This is a genomic window from uncultured Caldilinea sp. (assembly GCF_937128415.1).
GTDB lineage: Bacteria > Chloroflexota > Anaerolineae > Caldilineales > Caldilineaceae > Caldilinea.
Window position 1 is genome coordinate 47,501 of record NZ_CAKZMJ010000007.1, and the last position, 23,347, is coordinate 70,847.

Below are 23,347 nucleotides of genomic sequence, written 5' to 3' on the forward strand. Positions count from 1 at the left end.
CGTTCCGCAGTCATGCCTTCCCTCCCCGAGCAGCTTCCAACCGCCCCGTGCGCGCCACCTGGTAGAGACGATCGATCAACTCTTCGAGCGAGACGTCCGCCTTCCTGAATTCACCGGCGACCCGCCCGCGGTCGAGCACGACGATGCGGTCGACGACCGGATAGACGTGAAAGATGTTGTGGTCGATGAAGATGCCCGCCTTGCCCGCCTTGGGGATGTTGGCGATGAAGTCGAGCACCTTGCGCGTCTCCGAGAGCGAAAGCGCCATCGTCGGCTCGTCGAGGATGATCAGCTCCGCCTCGAAATAGAGCGCTCGCGTGATGGCGATGCCCTGCCGCTCGCCGCCCGACATGGTGCGCACCGGCGTGTCCGGGTTGACCGCCTTGGAGGTGAAGCCCATGTGCTCGGTCATCAGCCGCTGCGTCACCGCGCGCATCTGTTTGATGTCGAGAAAGCCCAGTCGATTGGCGATCTCGCGGCCCATGAAGATGTTGCGCCACACGCTCTGGTCGTCGGCCAGCGCCTTTTCCTGGTAGACCGTCTCGACGCCGAGCGCACGCGCCTTGGGCACGGTCAGGTTCTCCACCTTTTTGCCGTGAAAATAGATTTCGCCGCCGGGATCGGGCTGATGATAGCCGGTGATGATTTTGATCAGCGTCGATTTGCCGGCGCCGTTGTCGCCCAACAGGCCCACGACTTCGCCGGGATAGACTTCAAAATTGACGTTTTCTAACGATTTCACTTCGCCGAAAGATTTGGAGATATTCACCAGCCGAACGGTTGGCTCAGTCATGCGTTGCTCCACAAGTGTTGCTTGACGGAAAGATAGACCGCGGATGGAGCGGATTCAACGGATCGCCGCAGACGATGAAAAATTCGCGCTATTTGTTGATAACGCTTTTCACGAGCAACGAACATCCGCGTCTCTCCGCAACATCCGTCCAATCCGCGGCCTATTTCCCCTCCTTACCGAATTTCCTTCTCGGCCAGCGGCGCCAGGAACTCGATGTTGCTCTTGTCCGCAAAGCCGCCGCCTGTGTCGATCACCAGGCCGGAGAAGCCGTAGACCTTGGTCAGGCAGATCTGCAGGATGGGCAGGTAGCCTTGCAGCCACGGCTGCTGGTCGATGACGAGGTCGGTCCAGCCCCCGCGGATGGCGGCGATGGTGGCCGGCGAGAGGTCAAAGCCGGCGCCGACGATGTCATCCGGCCCTTTACCCGCAGCCTTGAGGTAGGTCTCCAATGTCGCAGTCAGGCCGCCGTGGTCGGTCACGACCAAATCGACGTCCGGATTGGCCGAGACGTAGCCGGTGAAAGTGGGCGTGCCGGCGGCGGGATCGGCGTTGGTGGCGGCGTCGATCTCAAAGTAATCGACGGTCATGCCCGCCTCCTCCAGGGCGTCGATGACGCCTTTGGTGCGCTCGCCGCGGCTGGGCTGCGAGAGCAGACCCCACACCATGGCGCGGTCGCCTTCGCCGAAGCCATAGCGGCGGATGATCTCCTTGCCGAGCTTGTAGCCCGCCGTGTAGTTGACGGCGCCGACGTAGCCGAAGCCTTCGCCCTGATACTTCGCCAGCGCTGCGGGCAGCTCCGTGTTCTGGCTCGTCACGATGATGCCCTGGGCGCGCGCCTCATCGATCAGCGGCAGGAAGGCGTCGTCTCCCGGATGCCCCATGACCGCAATGCCGTCCGGCTTCGTCGCCATCGCCTCTTTGAACTGCGCAATCATCTTCTGCGGATCCCAGTCGGAGAAGACGTACTGCACAGTCGGGCCAAGGTCAGCCTCCGCCTGCCGCGCGCCGTTGTACACGTTGTTGGCGAAGACGCCGCCCGCCGGGCCGCCGGGGAAGAAGACGATGTTGACGCCCGAGCACCACTTGCCGGAAGCCGTTTCACCGGCGCCGGCCTCGCCTGCAGTGGGCGTCACCGGAATGGCGACGGTGCAGGCCGAAAGCAGCAACGAGAGGATGAGCAGAGTGGCCAGCAGTCGAATGGAACGCGTTCGAGTAGCAGCGAACATAGGTGACTCCTTTCCAGGTTAAAACTGAAACGGTCGATACGAAATGGAGCTTCGCACCCGTTGCTCGACGCTGCGTTGAGCGATCAACCATGAGCGCGAAGCGAAGTTGCAAACAGTTGGAAAATGGGAATCTTAAAACGTTTTAACGCAATTGTATGATACCATACCCTTTTGGGGCTGTCAATGTGTTGCAAACTCGATCGGTTGGACATTCTATGCCGTTTCCGCTATACTAATTAAACTAGAACCTATGTTCGATTTGGCTGCGTTTAGTCTGCTGCGTTTGACAGGACGTCGCGAGACGACGAGGGTGAAACGATGCCGCCATTTCAGGTGATCAGCGAATTCAAACCGACCGGCGACCAGCCGCAGGCGATCGCCAAGCTGGCCGAAGGCATCCGCAAGGGCATGAGACATCAAGTGCTGCTGGGCGTGACCGGCAGCGGCAAAACATACACCATGGCTAAGGTGATCGAGGCGGTGCAGAAGCCGACCCTGATCATGGCGCACAACAAGACGCTCGCCGCGCAATTGTACGCCGAGATGCGCGAGTTTCTGCCTAACAACGCGGTCGAATACTTCGTCTCCTACTACGACTATTACCAGCCGGAGGCGTACATCCCGCGCACGGACACCTACATCGAAAAAGACGCGCAGATCAACGAGGAGATCGACCGCCTGCGCCTGGCCGCCACCAGCGCGCTCTTCAGCCGTCGCGACGTGGTGATCGTAGCCTCCGTCTCTTGCATCTACGGCCTGGGCAGCCCCCAGGACTATGGACGCGTTGTGTTGCATCTACGCGTAGGCGAGATGGTGCGCCGCAACCAGGTGCTGCGTCATTTGGTCGAGATTTACTATGACCGCAACGACAACTTTCTGCAGCGCGGGCGCTTCCGCGTGCGTGGAGACGTGTTGGAGGTGCAGCCCGCCGACCGTGAAACCGCCTACCGCATCAGTTTATGGGGAGACGAAATCGAGCGCATCAGCGAGTTCGACCCCCTCACCGGCGAGCTGATCGCCGACCATCAGCAGGTGGACATCTTCCCGGCCAAGCATTTCGTCACGCCGCAGGATCGGCTCGAGGCGGCGATCGAAGAGATTCAGAAGGAGTTGGAGGAGCAGGTCGCCTTCTTCAAAGCGCAGGGCAAGCTGCTCGAAGCGCAGCGCATCCAACAGCGCACCAACTACGACATCGAGATGTTGCGCGAGGTGGGCTATTGCAACGGCATCGAGAATTACAGCCGCCCGTTGGCGGGGCGCCCGCCCGGCTCCACGCCCTGGACGCTGCTTGATTACTTCCCGCCTGATTGGCTGCTGATCGTCGACGAGAGCCACATGACCATCCCGCAGGTGCGCGGCATGTACAACGGCGACCGCGCGCGCAAGGAGGTGCTCGTCAACTTCGGTTTTCGGCTGCCCAGCGCGCTTGACAACCGACCGCTCACCTTCGAGGAGTTCGAGGAGCATCTCAACCAGGTGATCTATGTCAGCGCCACCCCTGGCCCGTATGAAAAAGAAAAGGCCGAGCAAATCGTGGAGCAGGTGATTCGCCCGACCGGCCTCGTCGATCCGGTCGTCGAGGTGCGACCGACGAAGGGCCAGATCGACGACCTGCTGCGCGAGATCAAGATGCGCGTCGCCAAGGGGCAGCGCGCGCTGGTGACGACGCTCACAAAGCGCATGGCCGAGGACCTGACCGAATATCTCGCCGAGCTGGGCGTCAAAGTGCATTACCTGCACAGCGAGATCCACACCATCGACCGCGTTGAGATTCTGCGCGACCTGCGGCTGGGCGTCTACGACGTTGTCGTCGGCATCAACCTGTTGCGCGAAGGGCTGGACCTGCCGGAGGTGTCGCTGGTGGCGATCCTCGACGCCGACAAGGAGGGCTTCCTGCGCAGCGAAAGCTCGCTCATTCAGACCATCGGCCGCGCCGCCCGCCATGTGGAGGGCAAGGCCATCCTTTACGCCGACGTCATCACCGACTCGATGCGCCGCGCCATCGACGAGACCAACCGTCGCCGCGCCATCCAGGAGGCGTACAACCGCGAGCACGGCATCACGCCGCAGAGCATCGTCAAGGGCATCCGCGATCTCACCGACCGCGTGCGCGTGATGGCGGAGAGCAAAGCGACGTACAAGGTGGAGGCCGGCGTCGAGGCGCCGACCGTCGTTGACGTCGATCCGGAGCATCTCTCGCCCGAAGACCTGGCGAAGCTGATCAAGTCGATCGAGCAGGAGATGAAGCAGGCGGCCAAAGCGCTGGAGTTCGAACGCGCGGCTGCGCTGCGCGATCAGTTGGTGGAGCTGCGCCGGATCGAGGTGGAGCGGAAGGTGATGGCGTAAGAAACGGCCGTATATTCTCGTATTCTTAGGACATCATCAGGAAACAATAGCGAAGGAAGTCAGCCGATGATCAACACCAACGGCGCAGCCGACGCCCTCATCGGGGCGGTGCGCGTCGCCGACATCACCCAGGAGATGCAGACCGCCTACCTTGACTACGCCATGAGCGTGATCGTGGCGCGGGCGCTCCCCGATGTGCGCGACGGCCTCAAGCCGGTGCACCGCCGCATTCTCTACGCCATGTGGCACGACCTCTCGCTCACGCACGACAAGCCGCACAAGAAGAGCGCGCGCATCGTCGGCGAGGTGCTGGGCAAGTACCACCCCCACGGCGACGCCGCCGTCTACGACGCCATGGTGCGCATGGCGCAGCCCTTCAGCCTGCGCTACCCGCTGATCGACGGCCAGGGCAACTTCGGCAGCATCGACGGCGACAACGCCGCAGCCATGCGCTACACCGAGGCGCGGCTGGCGCGCATCGCCGACCTGATGCTCGAAGACCTGGAAAAAGAGACGGTTGACTGGCACGACAACTTCGACAACACCCTGCGCGAGCCGGACATCCTGCCCGCCGCGCTGCCCAACCTGCTCATCAACGGCTCCAGCGGCATCGCCGTCGGCATGGCGACCAACATCCCGCCGCACAATTTGGGCGAAGTCGTCGACGCCCTGGCCTACATGATCGACCACTACGATCAGGTCGACGCCATCACCACCGAGGCGCTGATGCGCTTCATCAAGGGGCCCGACTTCCCAACCGGCGGCATCCTCTACCGTTATCGAGAGGAGAGCAAAGGCGAGGAAGAGGCCGACGCCATCGCTCAGGGCTATTCGGTCGGCAAGTCGCGGCTGATCCTGCAGGCCAAGGCGCACTTCGAGGAGATCAGCCGCGGCCGCACGCGCATCGTCGTCACCGAGCTGCCTTATCAGACCAACAAAACGGCGCTGCTGGAACGCATCGCCGACCTGGTGCGCGACGGCAAGATCGAAGGCGTCGGCGACCTGCGCGATGAGTCCGACCGCACCGGCATGCGCATCGTCATCGAGCTGACGCGCGGGGCCGACCCTAAAGCCGTGCTCGCCGACCTCTTCAAGTACACGCCGCTGCAACAGACCTTCGGCATGCAGCTCCTGGCGCTGGTCGATGGACAGCCGCGACTGCTCAGCCTCAAGCGTATGTTGCAGCTCTTTATCCAACACCGCCAGGAGATCATCCGCCGACGCTCGGAGTTCGAGCTGAAACGGGCGAAAGAGCGCGCCCACATCGTCGAAGGATTGCTGCGCGCGCTCGACATCCTCGACGAGGTGATCCAGACCATCCGCCGCAGCCAGACCGTCGAGACCGCGCGCAACAACCTGATGCACAACTTCAAGTTCACCGAGCTCCAGGCGCAGGCGATCCTTGACATGCAACTGCGCAGGCTGGCTGCGCTGGAGCGCAAGAAGCTGCAAGAGGAGTATAAAGAACTCAAGCAACGCATCGCCTACCTCGAGGACCTGTTGGCCCATCCGCACAAAGTGCTCGGCGTGATCAAAGAGGAGTTGCTGGCGATCAAGCAGGAGTTCGGCGACGCGCGGCGCACGCAGATCGTCGACCGCACCAGGGGCGCGCTGACGACGACCGACCTGCTGCCCGATCAGCGCGTGTGGGTGAGCCTCGGCAAAAACGGCGATTTGCGGCGTCAGGCCGTCAGCAAGCCCGGCGCCTCGATCGTGCGCCAGATCGGCAAGGACAGCCAGGTCGCGCTCCTCTCCGCCAGCACGCGCGACTACCTCTACGTCTTCAGCAAAGACGGCCGTTGCAGCCGCATCGGCGTGCATGAAATTCCCGAAGAGGGCGGCAAGAAGGTCTCCGATCTAACCGGCTTCACAGGCCGGGACGCCATCACCGCTGCGCTTGCGCTGCCGCGCGAACGCAACGGCGACGAAGCCGACTATCTCTTCCTGGTCACCGAGCAGGGCATGGTCAAGCGCGTCCGAACCGAGGACGTGCAGTCCAACACCGGCGGTGAGTTCACCGTGATGAACGTAGATGACGGCGATCGCCTGCTCTGGGCGTTGCGCACCCAAGGCGGACAGGAAGTGATCCTGGTCAGCGCACAGGGGCAGTCGATACGCTTCAGCGAAGAGGAGGTGCGCAGCATGGGGCTGCCTGCGGGCGGCGTCGGCGGCATGAAGCTCAAGCCAACGGATCGCATCGTCTACGCCGGCGTCGTCAATCCCGCCGGCGAGCTGCTGACCATGACGCGCGCCGGCTTCGCCAAACGTTCGCCGCTGGCCGACTACAGCGCACAGGGGCGCAACGGCGGCGGCATCGTCGCACACAAGGTCACCGACAAAACGGGCGAGGTGGCGGCTGCGTTGGTCTTGCCTCCTCAAAGCGAGGGCGACTGGCTGGTCTTCGTCACCGCACGTGGGGTCGCCAAACCGATGCTGACGGTGGAGGTCCCGGCGATGGGGCGCAGCGTGCAGGGCAAGGCGGTTGTCGAGCTGTCGTCTCAGGACGCGATCGCGGCCGCATGGCGGATTGAGGGGGTCAAGGGCGAAAAGAGTGAGGAGGAGAAAGAAGGCAGCAGGAGGCTGATGGCCGAAACGACGTCCTCCCCACCAAGCTCACAGCCTTTGCGCGTCTCAAACTCCAAACGCAGCCGGGAGGAGAGGAGGACAACCGGCGACGAAAAAGTCACCGATAGGGCGAAAGCTGCCAGCGCCGCTCAACAACCTGCGGCGGAAAAAACGCCTGCGCCTCCATCCGGTGGGCGCAAGCCAAAGACAACCGCATCTGCGCAGCCAAAGGACGCAACGGCGCCGTTGGCGTTCGAGTTTATCGAGCAGGTTCCAGAGGTGAAGCCATCCGGCGAAAAAACAGACAAACGCAAGAGTAAGCTGACCGCCGTTGTGAGCGTGCCGGAGGCGCAGGCGAAAGCGACAAAGAAACCGAAGGGGTGACGATGAGGCGTGGCGTGTGTTGCGTGCTGCGTGTTGCGTGAGGAAAGGCGCCTCGAAACGCGCAACACGGAACCACGCAACACGAAACAATGAATGTCACCGAGCCTTTGCCGCAATCTGCGTGGTCTGGATGGGACGCGCCAGGAATCGCAAGCACATCCATGCGCCGACGCTGCACAGCGCAATCACGCCGGTCATAGGGAGGGCAGTGCCGTTGGCGAGCAGGCCGACCAGAGCGCCCGCCAGTGCGCCGGCTGCAAACTGCGTGGCGCCCAACACGGCGGAGGCGCTGCCGGCCTTCCGTCCATAAGGACCCAGTGCCAGCGCCGTCGCATTCGGCATCACCATGCCGGTGCTGGCGATGACGACAAAGAGCAGCGCCACCAGGAGGGGAAAACCGCCGACGTTCAGCGATGTAACCCCCAGCAGCAAGAGCGCCGCGCCGGCTGTGACGTTCAGCGCGGCGCCCAGCAGGGCTGCGGCGCTGAAGCGACTCAGAAGCCAACGATTGAGCTGAGAAGCCGTAATCAGGCCGGCGGCGTTCGCGCCGAAGAAAAAGCCAAAGTGTTCAGGCGGCACCTCGTTCAGCTCGATAAAGACAAAAGGGGAGCCGGAAATATAGGCGAACATCGCCGCCGAGGCCAGGCCGCCGGCCAGCGCGAATCCCATGTAGCGGCGGTCGCTGAGCAAGCCGGCGTAGGCGCGCAGCGCAGAGCCTGGCCCTTCTCGCGTGCGCCGTTCTTTGGGCAAGGACTCTCCCAGCCCCCACCAAACCATCAGCAGGCAGAAAAGCCCAAACGCGGCCAGGAAGAGGAAAATGGCGCGCCACCCCAATGCGATCAGCACCTGTCCACCGAGCAATGGCGCCGTGATCGGCGCAATGCCCATCACCAGCACCAGCAGGGAGAACATGCGCGCCGCCTCGCGCTCCTCGAAGCAATCGCGCACGACCGACCGGCCGATCACCATGCCGACGGCGCCGCCCAGTGCCTGCAGAAAGCGCAGCGCCATCAGGCCGCTGGCCGAAGGCGCCAGCGCACAGCCGATGCTCGCCACGGTGTACAGCCCACAGCCAAAGAGCAGCGGGGCGCGCCGGCCCACCCGGTCGGAGATGGGGCCGTAAAACAGCTGTCCGAGCGCAAGGCCGATGAAGAAAACGGAGAGCGTCTGCTGAATCGTCGCCGTCGTCACACCAAACTCAGCGGCGATCGTCGGCAGCGCCGGCAGATACATATCGATCGAAAATGGGCCAAAGGCGGCGAGAGCGCCCAAAATCAACGCCAGACGGGTGTACGAAGGCCGCGCAGTCAGCACGGCGGATGCGGTTACCGGCTTCAATGCTAACGCCTCAACTTCCTTAGCGATACGACGGCTTGATAATGAAAGTTACGCAGTCCCCGGCAATCCCCGAGCATTTGGGCGAACCCGGCCAGCGCCGCTACGAGCGGCGCCTACGCAAACGTCCTCGGTTTCCCGGCAGTGCGGCTCGCAGGGCCCTCACCCCCCGGCCCCCTCTCCCAATGCTGGGAGAGGGGGAGAGCACGTCCTCGACAATCCCCGAGCATTTGGGCGAACCCGGCCAGCGCCGCTACGAGCGGCGCCTACGCAAACATCCTCGGTTTCCCGGTAGGTGCGGCTCGCAGGGCCCTCACCCCCCGGCCCCCTCTCCCAATGCTGGGAGAGGGGGAGAGAAGGGACGTGCGGCGCAGCCGCACGTCCCTGACAATACGCCTGTCAATAAATTTTAAGATAGCGATCCAGCTCCCAACGGGTGACGTAACGCTGATATTCGCCCCACTCGAGCATCTTCGCCTCGATAAAACGCTCATACACATGTTGTCCCAGCGCCGCCTGGATCACTTCGTCCTGTTTGAGGGCGTCGATGGCGTCGCCGAGGTCTCCCGGCAGCATCTCCAACCCGGCGCGCACGCCGTCGACATGATAGAGGTCTTCTTCGGATGGCGGCGGCGGATCGAGCTTGTTCTCAATGCCGTCGAGGCCAGCGGCCAACATGACAGCGAACGCCAGATAGGGGTTGCAGCTGGGGTCCGGGCAGCGCAGCTCGCAGCGCGTACTCTTATAGCGGCCAGGGGTGAGGCGTGGGATGCGGATCAGCGCGCTGCGGTTGGTGCGGCCCCAGGAGACGTAGATCGGCGCTTCGTAGCCGGGCACCAGACGCTTGTAGCTGTTCACCAGCGGAGCCAGGATCGGCGTCATCCCCGCGGCGTGGGCGAGTTGACCGGCGATGAAATGGAGCGCCAGTTGGCTGAGGCCGTACTCGTTGCCAGGATCATGCATAGCGGTGTCGCCGGTGTCGCGGCGCCACAGGCTCTGGTGCACATGCATGCCGTTGCCGGGAATGCCGGCAATGGGCTTGGGCATGAAGGTGCAGTGCAGGCCATTTTTCTGGGCGACGGCTTTGAGCGTCGTGCGGAAGGTGATGGTGGCGTCCGCAGCGTACAACGCCGGACCGTAGCGGAAGTCGATCTCGCTCTGTCCCGCTGCGACTTCATGATGGGAGGCCTCCACGTCGATCCCCATTGCGCTCAACGCATCGACCATCTGCCGACGCACGCTGTGGGCGAGGTCGGTGCTGACGTCGAAATAGCCCGCCTCATCGTGCGGCGTCAGCGGCAGCAACTCGCCGTTCGGATGCACCTTGAAGAGGAAGAACTCCAGCTCCGGGCCGACGTAATAGTCCAGCCCCAGCTTCGCCGCACGGTCGAGCTGACGTTTGAGCACATAGCGCGGGTCGCCTTCAAAGGGCGTGCCGTCCGGCGTGCGCACATCACAGATCACACGCGCGGTCGACAGGTCCATCTCCCAGGGAATCACGCGGAACGTGTCAAGGTCAGGCGTCAGATACATATCGCTCTCGGCGATGCGGGCAAAACCCTCGATGGAGCTGCCGTCAAACCAAACGCCCTGCGCGACAGCGTCATCCCAGTGATCCACCGGGATCGTGATCTGCTTGGAAACGCCAATAATGTCCGAGAACTGGAGGCGAATGAAACGGATGTCGTTGCGCCTGATGATCTCGTCAATGCGTTCCAGCTCTTCTGGCTTGTAATCAACGATCATGGAGATTGCCCCCGATTCAGCAATGAGAAAACTGCTTTCCTGGTTTATAAACGAACACTTGCGCCCGTGCAACTTTGCGGGCGCAAGTGTTGAACATATGCAAGGTTGCAAGGGCGTTGGACAGTTACACGCCGTAGTACATGACAAACTCGTGCGGGTGGGGTCGCAGGCGCACGGCGTCGAACTCGTTCAACCGTTTGTAGCTGATGTACGTTTCAAGTAGTTGCTCGCTGAAGACGCCGCCAGCGGTCAGGTAATCGTGGTCCGCCTCCAGTGCGTCGAGCACCTTGTCGAGCGATCCTTCCACGGTGCGCACCTTTTTGAGCGTTTCGCCCTCGAAGAGATCCATTTCCGACGGGTTGCCTGGATCGATCTGATTGCGAATGCCGTCCAGACCTGCCATCAGCATAGCCGAGAACGCCAGATAAGGGTTCGCGGCTGGGTCTGGGCAGCGGAACTCGACGCGCTTGGCCTTGGGAGAGGGCGAAGAAACCGGAATGCGACAGGCAGCCGAACGGTTGCGGGCGGAGTAGGCGATCACCACAGGCGCCTCATAGCCGGGCACCAGACGGCGATAGCTGTTGGTCGTCGGCGCGCAGAAGGCCAGCAGCGAGTTAATGTGGTGGAGAATGCCGCCGATGTACCAGAGCGCCAACTGACTCAGCCCCGCGTATTTGTCGCCGGCGAAGAGCGGCTGCCCATCCTTCCAAAGGCTCTGGTGCACATGCATGCCGGAGCCGTTGTCCTCGAACAGTGGCTTGGGCATGAAGGTTGCAGTCTTGCCGTGCCGCGCCGCCACATTTTTCACAATGTACTTATAAATCTGCATCCAGTCGGCCATCTGAACCATCGGCGCAAACTTCAGGTCGATCTCCGTCTGGCCGGCCGTGGCGACCTCATGATGATGGCGCTCGATTTTCAGCCCGGCCTTGATCATCTCATTGACCATTTCGGAGCGAATATCCTGAAATTGGTCGAAGGGCGCCACCGGGAAATAGCCACCCTTGAAGTTCACCTTGTGGCCCGGCCCCCATTCTCCAGAGGTCCAAATGGCTTCATCGCTCTCGATGCCGTAGCTGGCGAAATAGCGACCGGTTTCATAATGCACGCGGTCGAAGATGAAAAATTCCGCCTCCGGCCCGCAGTACATGGTGTCGGCGATGCCCGTCTCCTTCATGAAGGCTTCGGCGCGGCGAATCACGTTGCGCGGGTCGCGGCTGAATGGCTCCATCGTGCCTGGCTCATAGACGTTGGCGATGACGCTGATCGTCGGATGGGCGCAGACCGGGTCGATAAACGCCGTCGTTGGGTCGCAGACAAGCAGCATATCGCTGCTTTCGATCGACTTGAAGCCGCGGATCGAAGAGCCGTCAAAGCCCAGCCCCCCTTTGAAGAGGTCCTCTTCATCGTAATAGTCGACCGGCACAGAAAAGTGATGCCACTGACCAAACAGGTCGGTGAATTTCAAATCGATAAATTCAATGTGATTTTCTTCAATGGCGCGGGTGACATCCTGCGGTGTACGACAGTTCAAACTCATGACACAAACTCCTCGTGCGTTTTGATTGTGAATGGATCAACGATTGCCAGACAGCAAAACCGCCTGACTGCATTCGGGCGTGAAAAAATGCAGTCAGAGCGGCGCAGCCACACCAAACTTAGAAAATCGAAACCTCGAACATATCGTCAGAAACTATAGTGAAATGCAGGGCGGAACGCCAGAGCGAAAATTGCCGAAAGCTGGGCAATCTTCTTTGTACACTTTGCACAAAGAGCCGTAGACAATACGCCGGCTCCCGCGAACCTTGAGTCGGTGAAGCGCTGCGCAGCCGCCCGTCAGCGCGTTCCCTGGCGTCGCCGGTGAGTGCGCATAAGCTCAAAGATGGGACGGAGAATTTATCGCAAATTCTCCCGATTGCGATAAGATAAATCATTCACTCATGTTACGCAGTTCGATGTCGCGTAAAAATGCAATCTTTCAGGAAATTGGACGGATTTTCATCAAGGATTCTGGCAACCCGTAGGCGCAGCTCGCAACTGCGCTTCCTTGCATTCCCCAGGGCCTTGCGGGACATCGAGAGCGTGCGGCTGAGAGCCGCACCTACGAGGAAGCCAGAGCCTTCGCGTTTGTTAAAAAGCCTAAAGCTTCCCAAACCAAAACCTTCTATGTAAGGTGATCTATTGAACTTCAGTTCGTTCGGCAGCGGGAGAACGAAATGTCCAGATTGAATCTCTATCTCGACAATCCAGCGTTCGACGTCGTCACGGGCGCATGCCCGCACGACTGTCCCGACACCTGCAGCTGGCAGGTCGCCGTCGATCGCGCCACCGGCGCGGCCGTTGATCTTTGGGGGCATCCCGATCACCCCATTACGCAGGGCAGGCTGTGCGGCAAGGTGGATCGCTATCTGGAGCGCACCTATCACAAAGATCGCCTCACGGCTCCTCTGCGTCGCGTCGGGTCGAAGGGCAGCGGACGCTTCGAGCGCGTCTCCTGGGAGGAGGCCATCGCCGACATCGCCCGTCGTCTTCGAGCGATCATCGAGGAATACGGCCCCGAAGCAGTGTTGCCTTATTCGTACAGCGGGACGCTCGGCTTTCTCCAGGGCGAGGGGATGGCGTCGCGCTTTTTCAACCGCATGGGCGCCAGCCAGCTCGCCCGCACCATTTGCGCAGAGGCGGGCTTCCAGGGCTATCTCTACACCATCGGCGCCGCGGAAGGGATGCTGCCGGAAGATTTCGCTTTCTCGCGCCTGATTTTGATTTGGGGAAGCAACACGCTGACCAGCAACCTGCATCTCTGGCCTTTCATCCAGCAGGCGCGGAAGCGGGGCGCCCGCGTGCTCGTCATCGATCCGGCCAATACGCGCACGGCCCAGGCCAGCGACGAGTGGATCCCCATTCGCCCCGGCGCCGACGCCGCCCTGGCGCTGGCGATGATGCATGTGATTATCTCAGAGAAACTGTACGACGCCGATTATGTGGCGCGCTATACGCTCGGCTTTGAGCAGCTTGTTGAGCGCGTGCAAACGTGGACGCCGGCTCGCAGCGCCGAGATCACCGGCGTTCCCCCCGAACGCATTGCCGCGCTGGCGCACGAGTACGCAACAACCCGTCCCGCCGGCATTCGCATCAACTACGGCCTGCAGCGCCATTACGGCGGCGGCATGGCCGTGCGCACGATCACATGCCTGCCTGCGCTGGTCGGCGCCTGGCGAGAGCGCGGAGGCGGCGTACAGCTCAGCAGCAGCGGCCTCTTCCGCCACCTCGACAAAAGCGGGCTGCATCGTCCCGACCTGTTGGAAAAGGCCAAAGCGGAGCAGCAAAAAGACAACGCCGGTTCCCCGACCCGCCCTTTCCCGCGCGTGATCAACATGAACCGCCTGGGCGACGCCCTCAGCCGCGACCCGGAGCGCATCGCCCGCGCGCATTATCATCCTCGACCGATCGATCCGATTCCGACGCCGGAGGAGGCCGGTCCGCCGGTCAAGGCGCTGATCGTCTACAACTGCAACCCGGCGGCGGTTGCTCCCGATCAGGCCGCTGTGCTGGAAGGGTTGCGGCGAGAGGACCTGTTCACGGTGGTGCTTGAGCACTTCCAGACCGACACCGCTGACTACGCCGATTATCTGTTGCCGGCGACGACGCAGCTCGAACACTGGGACCTTCACCGCGCCTATGGCCATGCGTGGATTGCGCTCAATCGTCCGGCCATTGCGCCGGTGGGCGAGTCTCTGCCCAACAGCGAGATTTTCCGTCGGCTGGCCTGGGCGATGGGCTACGACGATCCATGTTTTCGCGAAAGCGACGAGGAAATCCTGCGCGCCTTTGTAGAGGCGCAGACGCACGAGCGTTTCGCCGGCCTCACCTGGGAGCGACTGCTGAACGAGGGATTCTTCCGCCTCAACCTGCCGGAGCCATATCTGCCTTTCGCCGAAGGCAACTTTCCGACGCCGAGCGGCAAATGCGAATTTTTCAGCGCGCGCATGGCCGAAGATGGTTATGACCCGCTCCCGGACTATACGCCGCCGCGCTGGCGACAACTTCACGCCGAAGAAGCGGCGTTGCAACCAGGCGAGCGCAGCGAAGCAATTGCATCCTTCGATGGCGCACTCGTCTGCATCTCGCCGCCGGCGCATTCGTTCCTCAATTCGACGTTCGCCAATTCGCCGCGTTTCCTGCAGCGCGAAGAGCAACCCTTCCTTTGGATTCATCCGCAGGAGGCAAGACCGCGCCAGATCGAGGATGGAGCACGCGTGCGCGTCTGCAATTCATATGGGGAAGTGACGCTCACCGCCAGAGTCACCGAGGCGATCGTTCCTGGAACAGTGCTTGCGCCAGGGGTGTGGTGGCCCAAATTCAGTCCGGATGGACGCAATATCAACCAGACCACGCCGCCGGATGAGGCGGATATGGGGGCAGGTGCACTTTTCTATGATGCAACGGTGTGGGTGGAGCCGCTCTCGCCGGGCCAAATGGATAAACCAATACTGTCGCTGCGTGGGGAATTTGCAAAATTGTAAATGGCGCACCCCAAAGATTTTATAAAATTCAGACGGGTCAGGGCGGCCTCAGGTCTCCCTTCCCTCGAGGAGACCTGAGGCGATCGTTTCAATCCAGCACGCAATCTCGCCTGCATGTTACGCAGTGACCGGCTTGCCCAGGCCGGCGGCGAGGCGCAGCGCTGCGGCGCGACTGGTGTCCTCCCAAGGCAGTTGAATGTCATCGCGGCCAAAGTGGCCATAGGCGGCGGTCTGCCGATAGATGGGCCGCCGCAGGTTTAGGTCACGGATGATGGCGCCCGGTCGCAGGTCGAAGTGTTCGCTGATGAGGTCGGCGATCTTTTCATCGGAAATGCGCCCCGTGCCGAAGGTCTCAACGTTGATGCTCAAAGGATGCGCCACGCCGATGGCGTAGGCAATCTGAATTTCGCAGCGCGACGCCAGCCCGGCGGCGACGATGTTCTTCGCCACCCAGCGCGCGGCGTAGGCGGCGCTGCGATCGACTTTGGTGCAATCCTTGCCGGAGAAGGCGCCGCCGCCGTGTCGCCCCATGCCGCCGTAGGTGTCGACGATAATCTTGCGGCCGGTCAACCCGGCGTCGCCCATCGGGCCGCCCACGACAAAGCGACCGGTGGGATTGGTGTAAATGATCAGGTCCTTATCGACCAGCTCGCCGGGCAGCACCGGATCGATCACATGTTCAATCAACGCATGGCGAATTTCCTGCTGGCCGATCTCCGGGTCATGTTGGGTGCTGATCAGCACCGTGTGGATGCGCTTGGGTTTGCCGTAGGAGTATTCGACCGTGACCTGCGTCTTGCCGTCCGGACGCAGCCAGGGCAGGATGCCCTGCTTGCGCACCTCGCTGAGCCGTCGCGCCAGCTTGTGCGCCAGGTAGATCGGCATCGGCATCAGCGTAGGCGTCTCGTCGCAGGCGAAGCCGAACATCATGCCCTGATCGCCGGCGCCGATCGCCTCGATCTCATCTTCGCTCATCTCGCCGGTCTTGAACTCCTGCGCCTTATCGACGCCCATGGCGATGTCGGGGCTTTGCGCTGCAATGGCGACCTGCACGCCGCAGGTGTTGCCGTCGAAGCCCTTGTTGCTGCAATCGAAGCCGATGTCGAGGATGACCTTGCGCACCAGCTCGTCGAAGTTGATCGACGCCTTGGTCGTGATTTCGCCCAGGCATAGGACGAAACCGGTTTTGACGGCCGTCTCGCAGGCCACGCGGCCATAGGGGTCTTGCGCCATCACGGCGTCCAGGACCGCATCGCTGATCTGGTCGCACATTTTATCCGGGTGGCCTTCCGTCACCGATTCGCTCGTGAACAGAAGGCGCGGTGAAGTCATAAAGGTTGTCATCTCTCTCTTCTCCACTTTAGTGTCCGGTCCCCAACGTCCATTCATTCAGATAGGCTTCCTGCTCAGACGTCAGGACGTCGATCTCGACGCCCATCGCCTTCAGCTTCAGCCGCGCGATCTCCTGGTCGATCTCCTGGGGCACGTCGTACACTTTGCGCTCCAGCTCCCGCCCGTGCTTGAGGATGTACTCGGCGGCCAGCGCCTGATTGGCGAAGCTCATGTCCATCACTGCGCTGGGATGCCCCTCCGCCGCAGCCAGGTTGACCAGACGCCCTTCGCCCGCCACATAGAGCCGGCGACCATCCTCCAGGGTGTATTCGTCCAGGAAGTCGCGCACGCGCGTGATTTTGACGCTCATCTTGCGCAGCGCCTTGAGGTTGATCTCGACGTCGAAATGGCCGCTGTTGGCGAGGATGGCGCCATCCTGCATCACCGCCATGTGATGGCCGTCGATGACGTTGATGTCGCCCGTGGCGCTGCAGAAGATATGGCCGATCTTCGCCGCCTCCAGCATCGGCATGACGCGGTAGCCGTCCATCACCGCCTCCAGCGCTTTGAGCGGGTCCACTTCGGTGACGATGACGTTGGCGCCCATGCCGCGCGCGCGCATGGCGATGCCCTTGCTGCACCAGCCGTAGCCGGCGACGACGAAGTTCTTGCCCGCCAGCAGGATGTTGGTGGCGCGGATGATGCCGTCGATGGTGCTCTGGCCGGTGCCGTAGCGGTTGTCGAAGAAATGCTTGGTCTGCGCGTCGTTGACCGCGATCACCGGGAACGCGAGCTTGCCCGCCGCAGCCATGGCGCGCAGTCGGATGACGCCCGTCGTCGTTTCCTCGGTGCCGCCGACGACGTTCTCCAGCAGCTCGCTGCGCTGTGTGTGCAGCATGGCGACCAAATCCATGCCGTCGTCCATGGTGATGTGCGGCTTGATGTCCAGCACGCTGTTGAGATGGCTGTTGTACTGTTCAGTTGTCTCACCCTTGATGGCGAAGACGGGCATCTCGTAGTAGGCGACGAGCGCAGCGGCGACGTCATCCTGCGTGCTCAGCGGGTTGGATGCGGCCAGCGCCACCTCTGCGCCGCCGGCGAGCAACACGCGCATCAGGTTGGCCGTCTCCGCCGTAACGTGCATGGCCGCCGCCATGCGCACCCCCTTGAGCGGCTGCTCGCGGCGGAAGCGTTCTTCGATCAGGTCGAGCACAGGCATCTCCCTGGCCGCCCACTGCATGCGGAAGCGTCCGCGTTCGGCCAGGCTGATGTCGGCGATGTCGTAGGATTTGGTTTGGGTGGCTACACTCATTCAGATTTCTCCGTTGATTCACTCAAGAGTTCGATACTATCCGAGAATCGTCGCCATGCCCTCGATGAAAGGGCAATGGACGGCGAAGCCAAACTGCTCATACAGCCGTCGCGCGGCGTCGTTGCGTTGGTCGACGTTGAGCACAATGGTCTCGACGCCGCCGGCCTGCAACGTTTTGACGACAGCGCGCAAAATCGAACCGCCCGCTCCGCGCCGACGCGCATCCGGACGCGTGTACATGTTGCCGATGGCGGCGATGCGGGCGCCGTAGTCCACAATATGCGTGCCGCCGACGGCGACCAGCTCGCCCACGGCGTCTTCAAGGCCGTAAAAGACGCCGGCCTCCATCTGGCGCGGCGCAAACGCATCCGGCGTGAACGGCCCGCCGCAGGCGAACAACCTCTCCACCTGTGCAGCGTCCTCAGCAGTGAGCCGCCGCAGCCGCAATCCGGTCTCCACCGGAAAAGGCTGCGACGAGGGGCCTGAAATGTCTTCTCCGCCACCCCCTCTGCATTTCTGCGCATCTACGGCGAATGGAGCCTCTCGCAGCGCCATGCGCCACATGGGCCGCCGCTCCACCCATCGATAGCGCCTGGCGATCACCGGTTCGTGCGCCTCCTGGATGCTAAGGGAAACCGTCTTCGGCAGCGTTGCGCCGTCGATGGCGGCTTCCAGCGCCGCCGGGTCGCCGTGTAGAAAGAGCACCGGCGGCGTCAACCCGCTGTAGAGCAACGCCACGCCGCGCCTGCTCCCATTTTCGTGGACGAACCACCGACAGTAGGGCGCCATCTCCGGCTGCAGATCGGCCAGGGCGTAGGCCGACCAGAGGACGTCGCTCGCCAGCAGGCTTGCGATTTGGGTGCGTCGTTCGGCGTTCATCGCGCGTCCGTCGCCGGCAAGGCGTCCACAACCTCTTGCCTGTTTGCGAAGAGCCGGTCCAGCCTCGGCTCCGGGCCGAAATTAGCAGTGTAGCGCCGGATAAACTCCTCGGGCGTGAAGCGGTGGGCAGTGGTGCCGCGATGCTCCAGCGCATAGGCGCCGCACAGCGCAGCCACGCGGCCGGCCACGTCCCAGGGCAGCCCTGCCAGCAGCGCGGCGAACAGACCGCCGCGGTAGGCGTCGCCGGCGCCGGTGGGGTCCACCGGCTGCTCGAGGTGCGCGGCCGGCACGCGCACCTCCTCGCCCTCTACGTGGATGCGGCTGCCCTCTTTGCCCAACGTCGTGATCAGCGCCTTCACCTTCGTGCGCAGCTCGTCGAGCGTCCAGCCGGTCTTGTTCAGGATCATCGCCAGCTCGTATTCGTTGCAGAGCAGATAGGTTGCGCCGGGGATGCTTTCGGCCAGCTCCTCGCCGCTCAGGCGGGCAATCTGCTGGCTGGGGTCATAGGCGTAGGGGACGCCGAGCTGGCGACATTCCTGCGCGTACCGCAGCATGGCGCCGGGATCGTTGGGGCTGATGACGACCGTCTGGGCGTTGTGCAGCCCGCGGGAGGCCAGGCTGAAGTCGCGCGCCCGCGCCATGGCGCCGGTGTAGAAGATGGCGATCTGATTGTGATCCTGGTCGCTGCCGACAAAAAAGGAGGCGGTGAACTCGTCGGGAATTTCGACGATGTGATCGGTGCGCAGGCCGTTCTCCTCCATCCAGCGCCGATAGTCGCCGAAATCCTGGCCGACGGTGGCGAAGACAATCGGGTCGGCGCCGAGCAGCTTCATCGTATAGGCGATGTTGGCGGCCACGCCCCCGCGCTCTTTGCGCATGGACTCCGCCAGAAAGCTCAGACTGATCTTGTCGAGCTGGTCGGGCAGGATATGCTCGCGATAGCGGCCGGGGTAGAACATCAGATAGTCGTAGGCGACCGAGCCTGTAATCACGAAGGACATACGATTTCCTCAATTTCCCTTCTCACCCAAATCGCTCTCCGTTGCCTGGCAGCTTCACCACCCCCTCCGGCGGCTCGTGAAAGGCCAGTTTTTCCAACAACAGCGAGGGATCGTCGCTGACGATGAATAACTGGCGATGCTGGGGGCGAATGAACCCTTCCTTGACGGCCAGATCGACCCACAGCAGGAGCGGATCGAAGTAGCCGTTGACGTTGAAAAGCCCGATCGGCTTGCGCTGGATGCCGATCTGCCCCCAGGTGATTGCCTCGAACAGCTCGTCCAGCGTGCCGTAACCGCCGGGCATGGCGATGAAGGCGTCCGCCTCGCGCGCCATCAGTGCTTTGCGCTCGTGCATGCTCTCGACGACGATCGTTTCGCCGATCTGCTCGCCCGCCACCTCGCGCGCGGTCAACACCGCGGGAATGACGCCGAGCACCTCGCCGCCCCGGTCGTAAACGGTGCGCGCCAGCACGCCCATCAGCCCGACGCTGCCTGCGCCGTAGACGAGCCGCAAGCCGCGGCTGACGATCTCTCGCCCCAGCGCCTCGGCGGCCTGGCGATAGACGGCCTTGTTCCCCATGCTCGATCCACAGTAGACGCACACGCTGCGCAGTTGATTCATCGTCGGCTCACTGTGGCGTGGTGCGCGCTGCGCGCTGGATACGCTCCCATGCGACGGACCACGCACTACGAAACACGTTACATCGATTCCTCTCGTCGCCGCGCTTCCGCCGCCTCCTTGGCGCGACGCAAACTCAAATCAAAAGGCGGATAACAGACGCCCTCTTCGGTGATGATCGCTGTGATGTAGCGATGCGGCGTCACGTCGAAGGCCGGGTTGTAAACCGGAACGCCCGCCGGCGCAATGGCGACGCCGTCGATGTGGGTCACCTCGTCGGCGCTGCGCTCTTCAATTGGGATCTCATCGCCGCTGGCCAGGTTCAAGTCGATCGTGCTGGTGGGCACTGCAGCGTAGACGGGGATGCCGTTCTCGCGCGCCACCACGGCCAGTTTATAGGTGCCGATCTTGTTGGCTACATCCCCATTGGACGCCACGCGATCGGCGCCGAAGATCACGGCGTCCACCTGACCGGTGCGCATCAGATGGCCGGCGGCGTTGTCGGCGATCAGGTGCATCGGTATCTCGGCGCGCATCAGCTCCCAGGCGGTCAGGCGGGCGCCCTGGAGCCGGGGCCGCGTCTCATCGACCCAGACATGGATGCGCTTGCCCTGTTCTGCGCACGCGTAGATGACCCCCAGCGCGGTGCCAAAGCCGACCGTCGCCAGCGCACCGGTGTTGCAATGATGGAGGAGGTTGGCGCCGTCCTTGATCAGCGCCGCGCCGTGGAAGCCCAGCCTGCGGTTGATCTCCACATCTTCGTCGGCGATGGCGTTCGCCTCGGCGAGCAGCGCCCGGCGAAGCGCCTCGACCGAGGCGACGGGCGCCCTTTCGGCCATCGCCAACATGCGGCTCGTCGCCCAGCTCAGATTGACGGCGGTGGGGCGCGCGGCGTCCAGCAGCGCCTTGGCGCGACGCAGATCGTCCAGCAGCGCCTCGCGGTCGGTCGCCTGACTGTGAAAGGCCGCCAGCGCCATGCCATAGGCCCCGGTGGCGCCGATCGCCGGCGCGCCGCGCACCACCATGTCGCGAATGGCTCCTGCGACCGCCTCGACCGTGTCAAACGCCGACACCACAAACTGCCCAGGCAACAGTCGCTGGTCGATCAGCATCACCTTCTGATCTCGCCAGAAGACCGAGCGAACATCCAGGTTCATCAACGCTTCGCCCTCATCTTTTCAGCCAAAAACAAACGCCCCCCTGACGTCGCCAGGAGGGCGCATAGGATGCTTCACCTGTTTCCCGCCTGGCGGATTCGATTCGAGCAACGCAATGAGCGCATCTGCAGCCCATCGAAACGGGCGTCGAGACAACGCATCATCGTGCAACCGAAAACCGGGACTCCAGCGGGTTGCCGGGGCGCACTTGCCCCGATTCACTTTCCTTCTGGACCTACGTCAGCAGAAGGCATTCAAAGAGGCTATCACACCCCCGCAGCGCTGTCAAAATTCTGGAAGGCTGCGTTACAATCCAAAATATGCAGAAGGAAGCAGCTTGCGATCTTTCGATCGTGATCGTCTCGTGGAACGTCTGGCCGCTTTTGCAGCGCTGCCTGGCCTCGATCGAACGCGCCACCTTGCCAGACAAGGCCGATTTACGGCGCTTTCCGATCCGCGCGCAAGGAGGCGACGCCGAAGGTGCGGCGCAGAACGTCGAGCCACAGGTGCGCGCCCTCTCCTTCGCCGCGCTGGAGGTGATCGTCGTCGACAACGCCAGCCAGGACGAGACGCCTCAGCGCGTGACGGAGCACTTCCCCTGGGTGCGCGTGCTGGCCAGTGAGAAAAATCTCGGCTTCACAGGAGGCAACAACCTCGGCTTCGCCGCCAGCCGCGGTCGCTTTGTGTATTTTCTCAATCCGGACACGGAGCTGGCGCCTGCGCCGAATCAAGAGGCTGCCTCTTCTGCATTGGAGACGTCGGCGCATTCGTTGACAACGCTCTATTGCGCAATGCTCGCCGATCCTTTCATCGGCGTCATTGGCCCCCAGCTCCGCTACGCCGACGGCGCGCTGCAACCCAGCGCCCGGCGTTTTCCGACGCCGCTCACCGGCTTCTTCGAGAGCACCTGGCTGGGCCGCGCCTGGTCGTCCAACCCATGGGCGCGCGCCATGCTCATGGCCGACCTGCCGCCGGAGCGCCGGAGCGACGTCGACTGGGTGGTGGGTGCGGCGATGCTCTGTCGCCGCGAGGCGTTGGAGGCTGTGACCACGGCGAGGGGGCCTTTCGACGAAGATTTTTTCATGTACAGTGAAGAGATGGACCTCTGTCGGCGCATCAAGGCGGCGGGCTGGCGCGTGGTGTACGAACCGGCGGCGGCGGTGCTTCACCACGAAGGCAAAAGCAGCGAACAGGTCTCGACGCAACGACACATTCGCTTCAACGCCAGCAAGGTGCACTACTGGCGCAAATGGTTCGGCCCAGGCTGGGCAGAGGCGCTGCGGCGCTACCTGCTGTTCGAGTATGCGCTGCAGATCGGAATGGAGTGGCTCAAATTGCGGCTGGGACACAAGCCGGCGCTGCGCCGCAGCCGCATCGAGGCCTATCGAGCGGTGCTCAAGAGCGGCTTGCGATCGCGGCGCTAGGGCGCAAGTTCACGCCTCGGCTGCGCCTGCCCATAGGCGACCAGGACGCCGCCGACGAAGCCGAAGAGATGCCCTTGCCATGAGATCCCCTGCTGCAGCGGCAACATGCCCCACAACATGCCGCCGTAGAGGAAGAAGGCGAGCGTAGCCATCGCCACAGCGACGACGCTGCGTTCGTAATAGCCGCGCGCCAGCAGGTAGCCCAGAAAGCCAAAGACGACGCCGCTGGCGCCGAGGTGAATTGAAGAAGCGCCGCCAAAGAGCCAGATGCCTGCGCCGCTGGCCAGCAAGGACGCCAACGTCACGATGAAAAAGTCGGTCGTTCGCCGCACCATCACAAACCAGCCGAGCACCACGAAGGGGATGGTGTTCGCCAGCAGGTGGCCGAAGCCTGCGTGCAGCCACGGCGCGATCACGATCGCCTGCAGGCCGCTCCACGTGCGCGGCTGAATGCCGAACCCGTCTAGCGCGCCGCGCAGCCACAGCCAGTCCAGCAGCTCCACGATCCAAAGCGTGGCCACGACGCCGCCCAGGATAGCAGCATGGCGCAGCAGTCGGCGACGCACTTTCTCCGTGCGCAGCAGCGCAGTTTCGCGTACATCGATTCTCGTCATCGTCCGTTGTCTTCTCCGTAAGACCGAGCAACTCTTTCCGTTGATTCCAGCTTCATGCAAAACGTTCGGCGCCATCTCGCAGAAGCTTGCG

At 62.7% G+C, this 23,347-nt stretch carries 17 protein-coding genes (1 of these 17 only partly in view); 4 read left to right on the forward strand and 13 right to left on the reverse strand.

Features of this window, described 5'->3' with window-relative positions; genetic code table 11:
• From Q0367_RS01110 to Q0367_RS01120, 3 genes are all read right to left on the reverse strand, one after another.
• Window positions 1-14: the 5' portion of an ABC transporter permease gene (locus Q0367_RS01110; protein WP_298980667.1), read on the reverse strand. 991 nt of this gene lie to the left of the window's left edge; 14 of the gene's 1,005 nt are visible here — the first part of the coding sequence; it begins with the start codon at window positions 12-14; the stop codon falls past the left edge of the window.
• Window positions 11-793: an ATP-binding cassette domain-containing protein gene (locus Q0367_RS01115; protein ID WP_297640806.1), complete on the reverse strand. Its 783-nt coding sequence runs from the start codon at window positions 791-793 to the stop codon at window positions 11-13. Before Q0367_RS01115 ends, Q0367_RS01110 begins: the two co-directional genes overlap by 4 nt.
• Window positions 794-966: 173 nt before the next feature.
• The gene (locus Q0367_RS01120; RefSeq protein ID WP_297640808.1) at window positions 967-2,019 is read right to left on the reverse strand and encodes a substrate-binding domain-containing protein; all 1,053 of its coding nucleotides are present in this window, start codon (window positions 2,017-2,019) and stop codon (window positions 967-969) included.
• A 318-nt stretch (window positions 2,020-2,337) separates the two neighbouring features.
• Between Q0367_RS01120 and uvrB the strand changes: the two genes are divergently transcribed.
• Window positions 2,338-4,365, forward strand: coding sequence for an excinuclease ABC subunit UvrB (gene uvrB / locus Q0367_RS01125; RefSeq protein ID WP_297640810.1), 2,028 nt, complete (start codon window positions 2,338-2,340; stop codon window positions 4,363-4,365).
• A gap of 66 nt (window positions 4,366-4,431) precedes the next feature.
• Window positions 4,432-7,314, forward strand: coding sequence for a DNA gyrase subunit A (gene gyrA, locus Q0367_RS01130; RefSeq protein WP_298980668.1), 2,883 nt, complete (start codon window positions 4,432-4,434; stop codon window positions 7,312-7,314).
• A 96-nt stretch (window positions 7,315-7,410) separates the two neighbouring features.
• On the opposite strand, the gene Q0367_RS01135 is transcribed toward gyrA, so the two are convergent.
• From Q0367_RS01135 to glnA (Q0367_RS01145), 3 genes are all read right to left on the reverse strand, one after another.
• Window positions 7,411-8,652, reverse strand: a complete 1,242-nt coding sequence (locus tag Q0367_RS01135) for a Bcr/CflA family multidrug efflux MFS transporter (protein WP_297640812.1) — start codon at window positions 8,650-8,652, stop codon at window positions 7,411-7,413.
• A 396-nt stretch (window positions 8,653-9,048) separates the two neighbouring features.
• A complete protein-coding gene (gene glnA, locus Q0367_RS01140; RefSeq protein WP_298980669.1) occupies window positions 9,049-10,395 on the reverse strand; it encodes a type I glutamate--ammonia ligase in 1,347 nt (448 codons plus the stop codon).
• 124 nt (window positions 10,396-10,519) lie between these two features.
• Window positions 10,520-11,935: a type I glutamate--ammonia ligase gene (glnA, locus tag Q0367_RS01145; RefSeq protein WP_297640816.1), complete on the reverse strand. Its 1,416-nt coding sequence runs from the start codon at window positions 11,933-11,935 to the stop codon at window positions 10,520-10,522.
• A 676-nt stretch (window positions 11,936-12,611) separates the two neighbouring features.
• Between glnA (Q0367_RS01145) and Q0367_RS01150 the strand changes: the two genes are divergently transcribed.
• Entirely contained in the window at window positions 12,612-14,918 is a 2,307-nt protein-coding gene (locus Q0367_RS01150; RefSeq protein WP_298980670.1) for a molybdopterin-dependent oxidoreductase, read from the forward strand.
• 117 nt (window positions 14,919-15,035) lie between these two features.
• On the opposite strand, the gene metK is transcribed toward Q0367_RS01150, so the two are convergent.
• The 6 genes from metK to mtnA form a co-directional block, all read right to left on the reverse strand.
• The gene (gene metK, locus Q0367_RS01155; protein ID WP_297640820.1) at window positions 15,036-16,262 is read right to left on the reverse strand and encodes a methionine adenosyltransferase; all 1,227 of its coding nucleotides are present in this window, start codon (window positions 16,260-16,262) and stop codon (window positions 15,036-15,038) included.
• Window positions 16,263-16,278: 16 nt separating this feature from the next.
• Window positions 16,279-17,562 (reverse strand): adenosylhomocysteinase, encoded by a 1,284-nt coding sequence (ahcY, locus tag Q0367_RS01160; RefSeq protein ID WP_298980671.1) that lies wholly within the window; start codon window positions 17,560-17,562, stop codon window positions 16,279-16,281.
• A gap of 36 nt (window positions 17,563-17,598) precedes the next feature.
• Window positions 17,599-18,441, reverse strand: coding sequence for a GNAT family N-acetyltransferase (locus Q0367_RS01165; protein WP_297640822.1), 843 nt, complete (start codon window positions 18,439-18,441; stop codon window positions 17,599-17,601).
• Complete coding sequence (locus tag Q0367_RS01170) at window positions 18,438-19,442, reverse strand: carbohydrate kinase family protein (RefSeq protein WP_297640823.1); 1,005 nt, start codon at window positions 19,440-19,442, stop codon at window positions 18,438-18,440. Before Q0367_RS01170 ends, Q0367_RS01165 begins: the two co-directional genes overlap by 4 nt.
• Before the next feature lie 22 nt (window positions 19,443-19,464).
• Window positions 19,465-20,064, reverse strand: coding sequence for a TIGR00730 family Rossman fold protein (locus tag Q0367_RS01175; protein WP_297640824.1), 600 nt, complete (start codon window positions 20,062-20,064; stop codon window positions 19,465-19,467).
• A 77-nt stretch (window positions 20,065-20,141) separates the two neighbouring features.
• Window positions 20,142-21,212, reverse strand: a complete 1,071-nt coding sequence (gene mtnA / locus Q0367_RS01180) for an S-methyl-5-thioribose-1-phosphate isomerase (protein ID WP_363325821.1) — start codon at window positions 21,210-21,212, stop codon at window positions 20,142-20,144.
• A gap of 326 nt (window positions 21,213-21,538) precedes the next feature.
• Here mtnA and Q0367_RS01185 point away from each other — a divergent pair, with 326 nt between their 5' ends.
• Window positions 21,539-22,642, forward strand: a complete 1,104-nt coding sequence (locus tag Q0367_RS01185; protein ID WP_297640827.1) for a glycosyltransferase family 2 protein — start codon at window positions 21,539-21,541, stop codon at window positions 22,640-22,642.
• Here the strand turns inward: Q0367_RS01185 and Q0367_RS01190 are convergent.
• The gene (locus tag Q0367_RS01190; RefSeq protein WP_297640828.1) at window positions 22,639-23,256 is read right to left on the reverse strand and encodes a rhomboid family intramembrane serine protease; all 618 of its coding nucleotides are present in this window, start codon (window positions 23,254-23,256) and stop codon (window positions 22,639-22,641) included. The two genes, Q0367_RS01185 and Q0367_RS01190, sit on opposite strands and share 4 nt — an antisense overlap.
• Window positions 23,257-23,347: the final 91 nt, after the last annotated feature.

Bases quoted from the DNA above. Each gene is read 5' to 3' on its own strand.
- Q0367_RS01150 (WP_298980670.1), top strand. From the start codon at position 12,612: ATGTCCAGATTGAATCTCTATCTCGACAATCCAGCGTTCGACGTCGTC.
- glnA (WP_298980669.1), bottom strand. From the start codon at position 10,395: ATGATCGTTGATTACAAGCCAGAAGAGCTGGAACGCATTGACGAGATC.
- Q0367_RS01115 (WP_297640806.1), bottom strand. From the start codon at position 793: ATGACTGAGCCAACCGTTCGGCTGGTGAATATCTCCAAATCTTTCGGC.
- Q0367_RS01190 (WP_297640828.1), bottom strand. From the start codon at position 23,256: ATGACGAGAATCGATGTACGCGAAACTGCGCTGCTGCGCACGGAGAAA.
- uvrB (WP_297640810.1), top strand. From the start codon at position 2,338: ATGCCGCCATTTCAGGTGATCAGCGAATTCAAACCGACCGGCGACCAG.
- metK (WP_297640820.1), bottom strand. From the start codon at position 16,262: ATGACAACCTTTATGACTTCACCGCGCCTTCTGTTCACGAGCGAATCG.
- Q0367_RS01170 (WP_297640823.1), bottom strand. From the start codon at position 19,442: ATGTCCTTCGTGATTACAGGCTCGGTCGCCTACGACTATCTGATGTTC.
- glnA (WP_297640816.1), bottom strand. From the start codon at position 11,935: ATGAGTTTGAACTGTCGTACACCGCAGGATGTCACCCGCGCCATTGAA.
- gyrA (WP_298980668.1), top strand. From the start codon at position 4,432: ATGATCAACACCAACGGCGCAGCCGACGCCCTCATCGGGGCGGTGCGC.
- Q0367_RS01185 (WP_297640827.1), top strand. From the start codon at position 21,539: ATGCAGAAGGAAGCAGCTTGCGATCTTTCGATCGTGATCGTCTCGTGG.
- Q0367_RS01165 (WP_297640822.1), bottom strand. From the start codon at position 18,441: ATGAACGCCGAACGACGCACCCAAATCGCAAGCCTGCTGGCGAGCGAC.
- Q0367_RS01175 (WP_297640824.1), bottom strand. From the start codon at position 20,064: ATGAATCAACTGCGCAGCGTGTGCGTCTACTGTGGATCGAGCATGGGG.
- ahcY (WP_298980671.1), bottom strand. From the start codon at position 17,562: ATGAGTGTAGCCACCCAAACCAAATCCTACGACATCGCCGACATCAGC.
- Q0367_RS01120 (WP_297640808.1), bottom strand. From the start codon at position 2,019: ATGTTCGCTGCTACTCGAACGCGTTCCATTCGACTGCTGGCCACTCTG.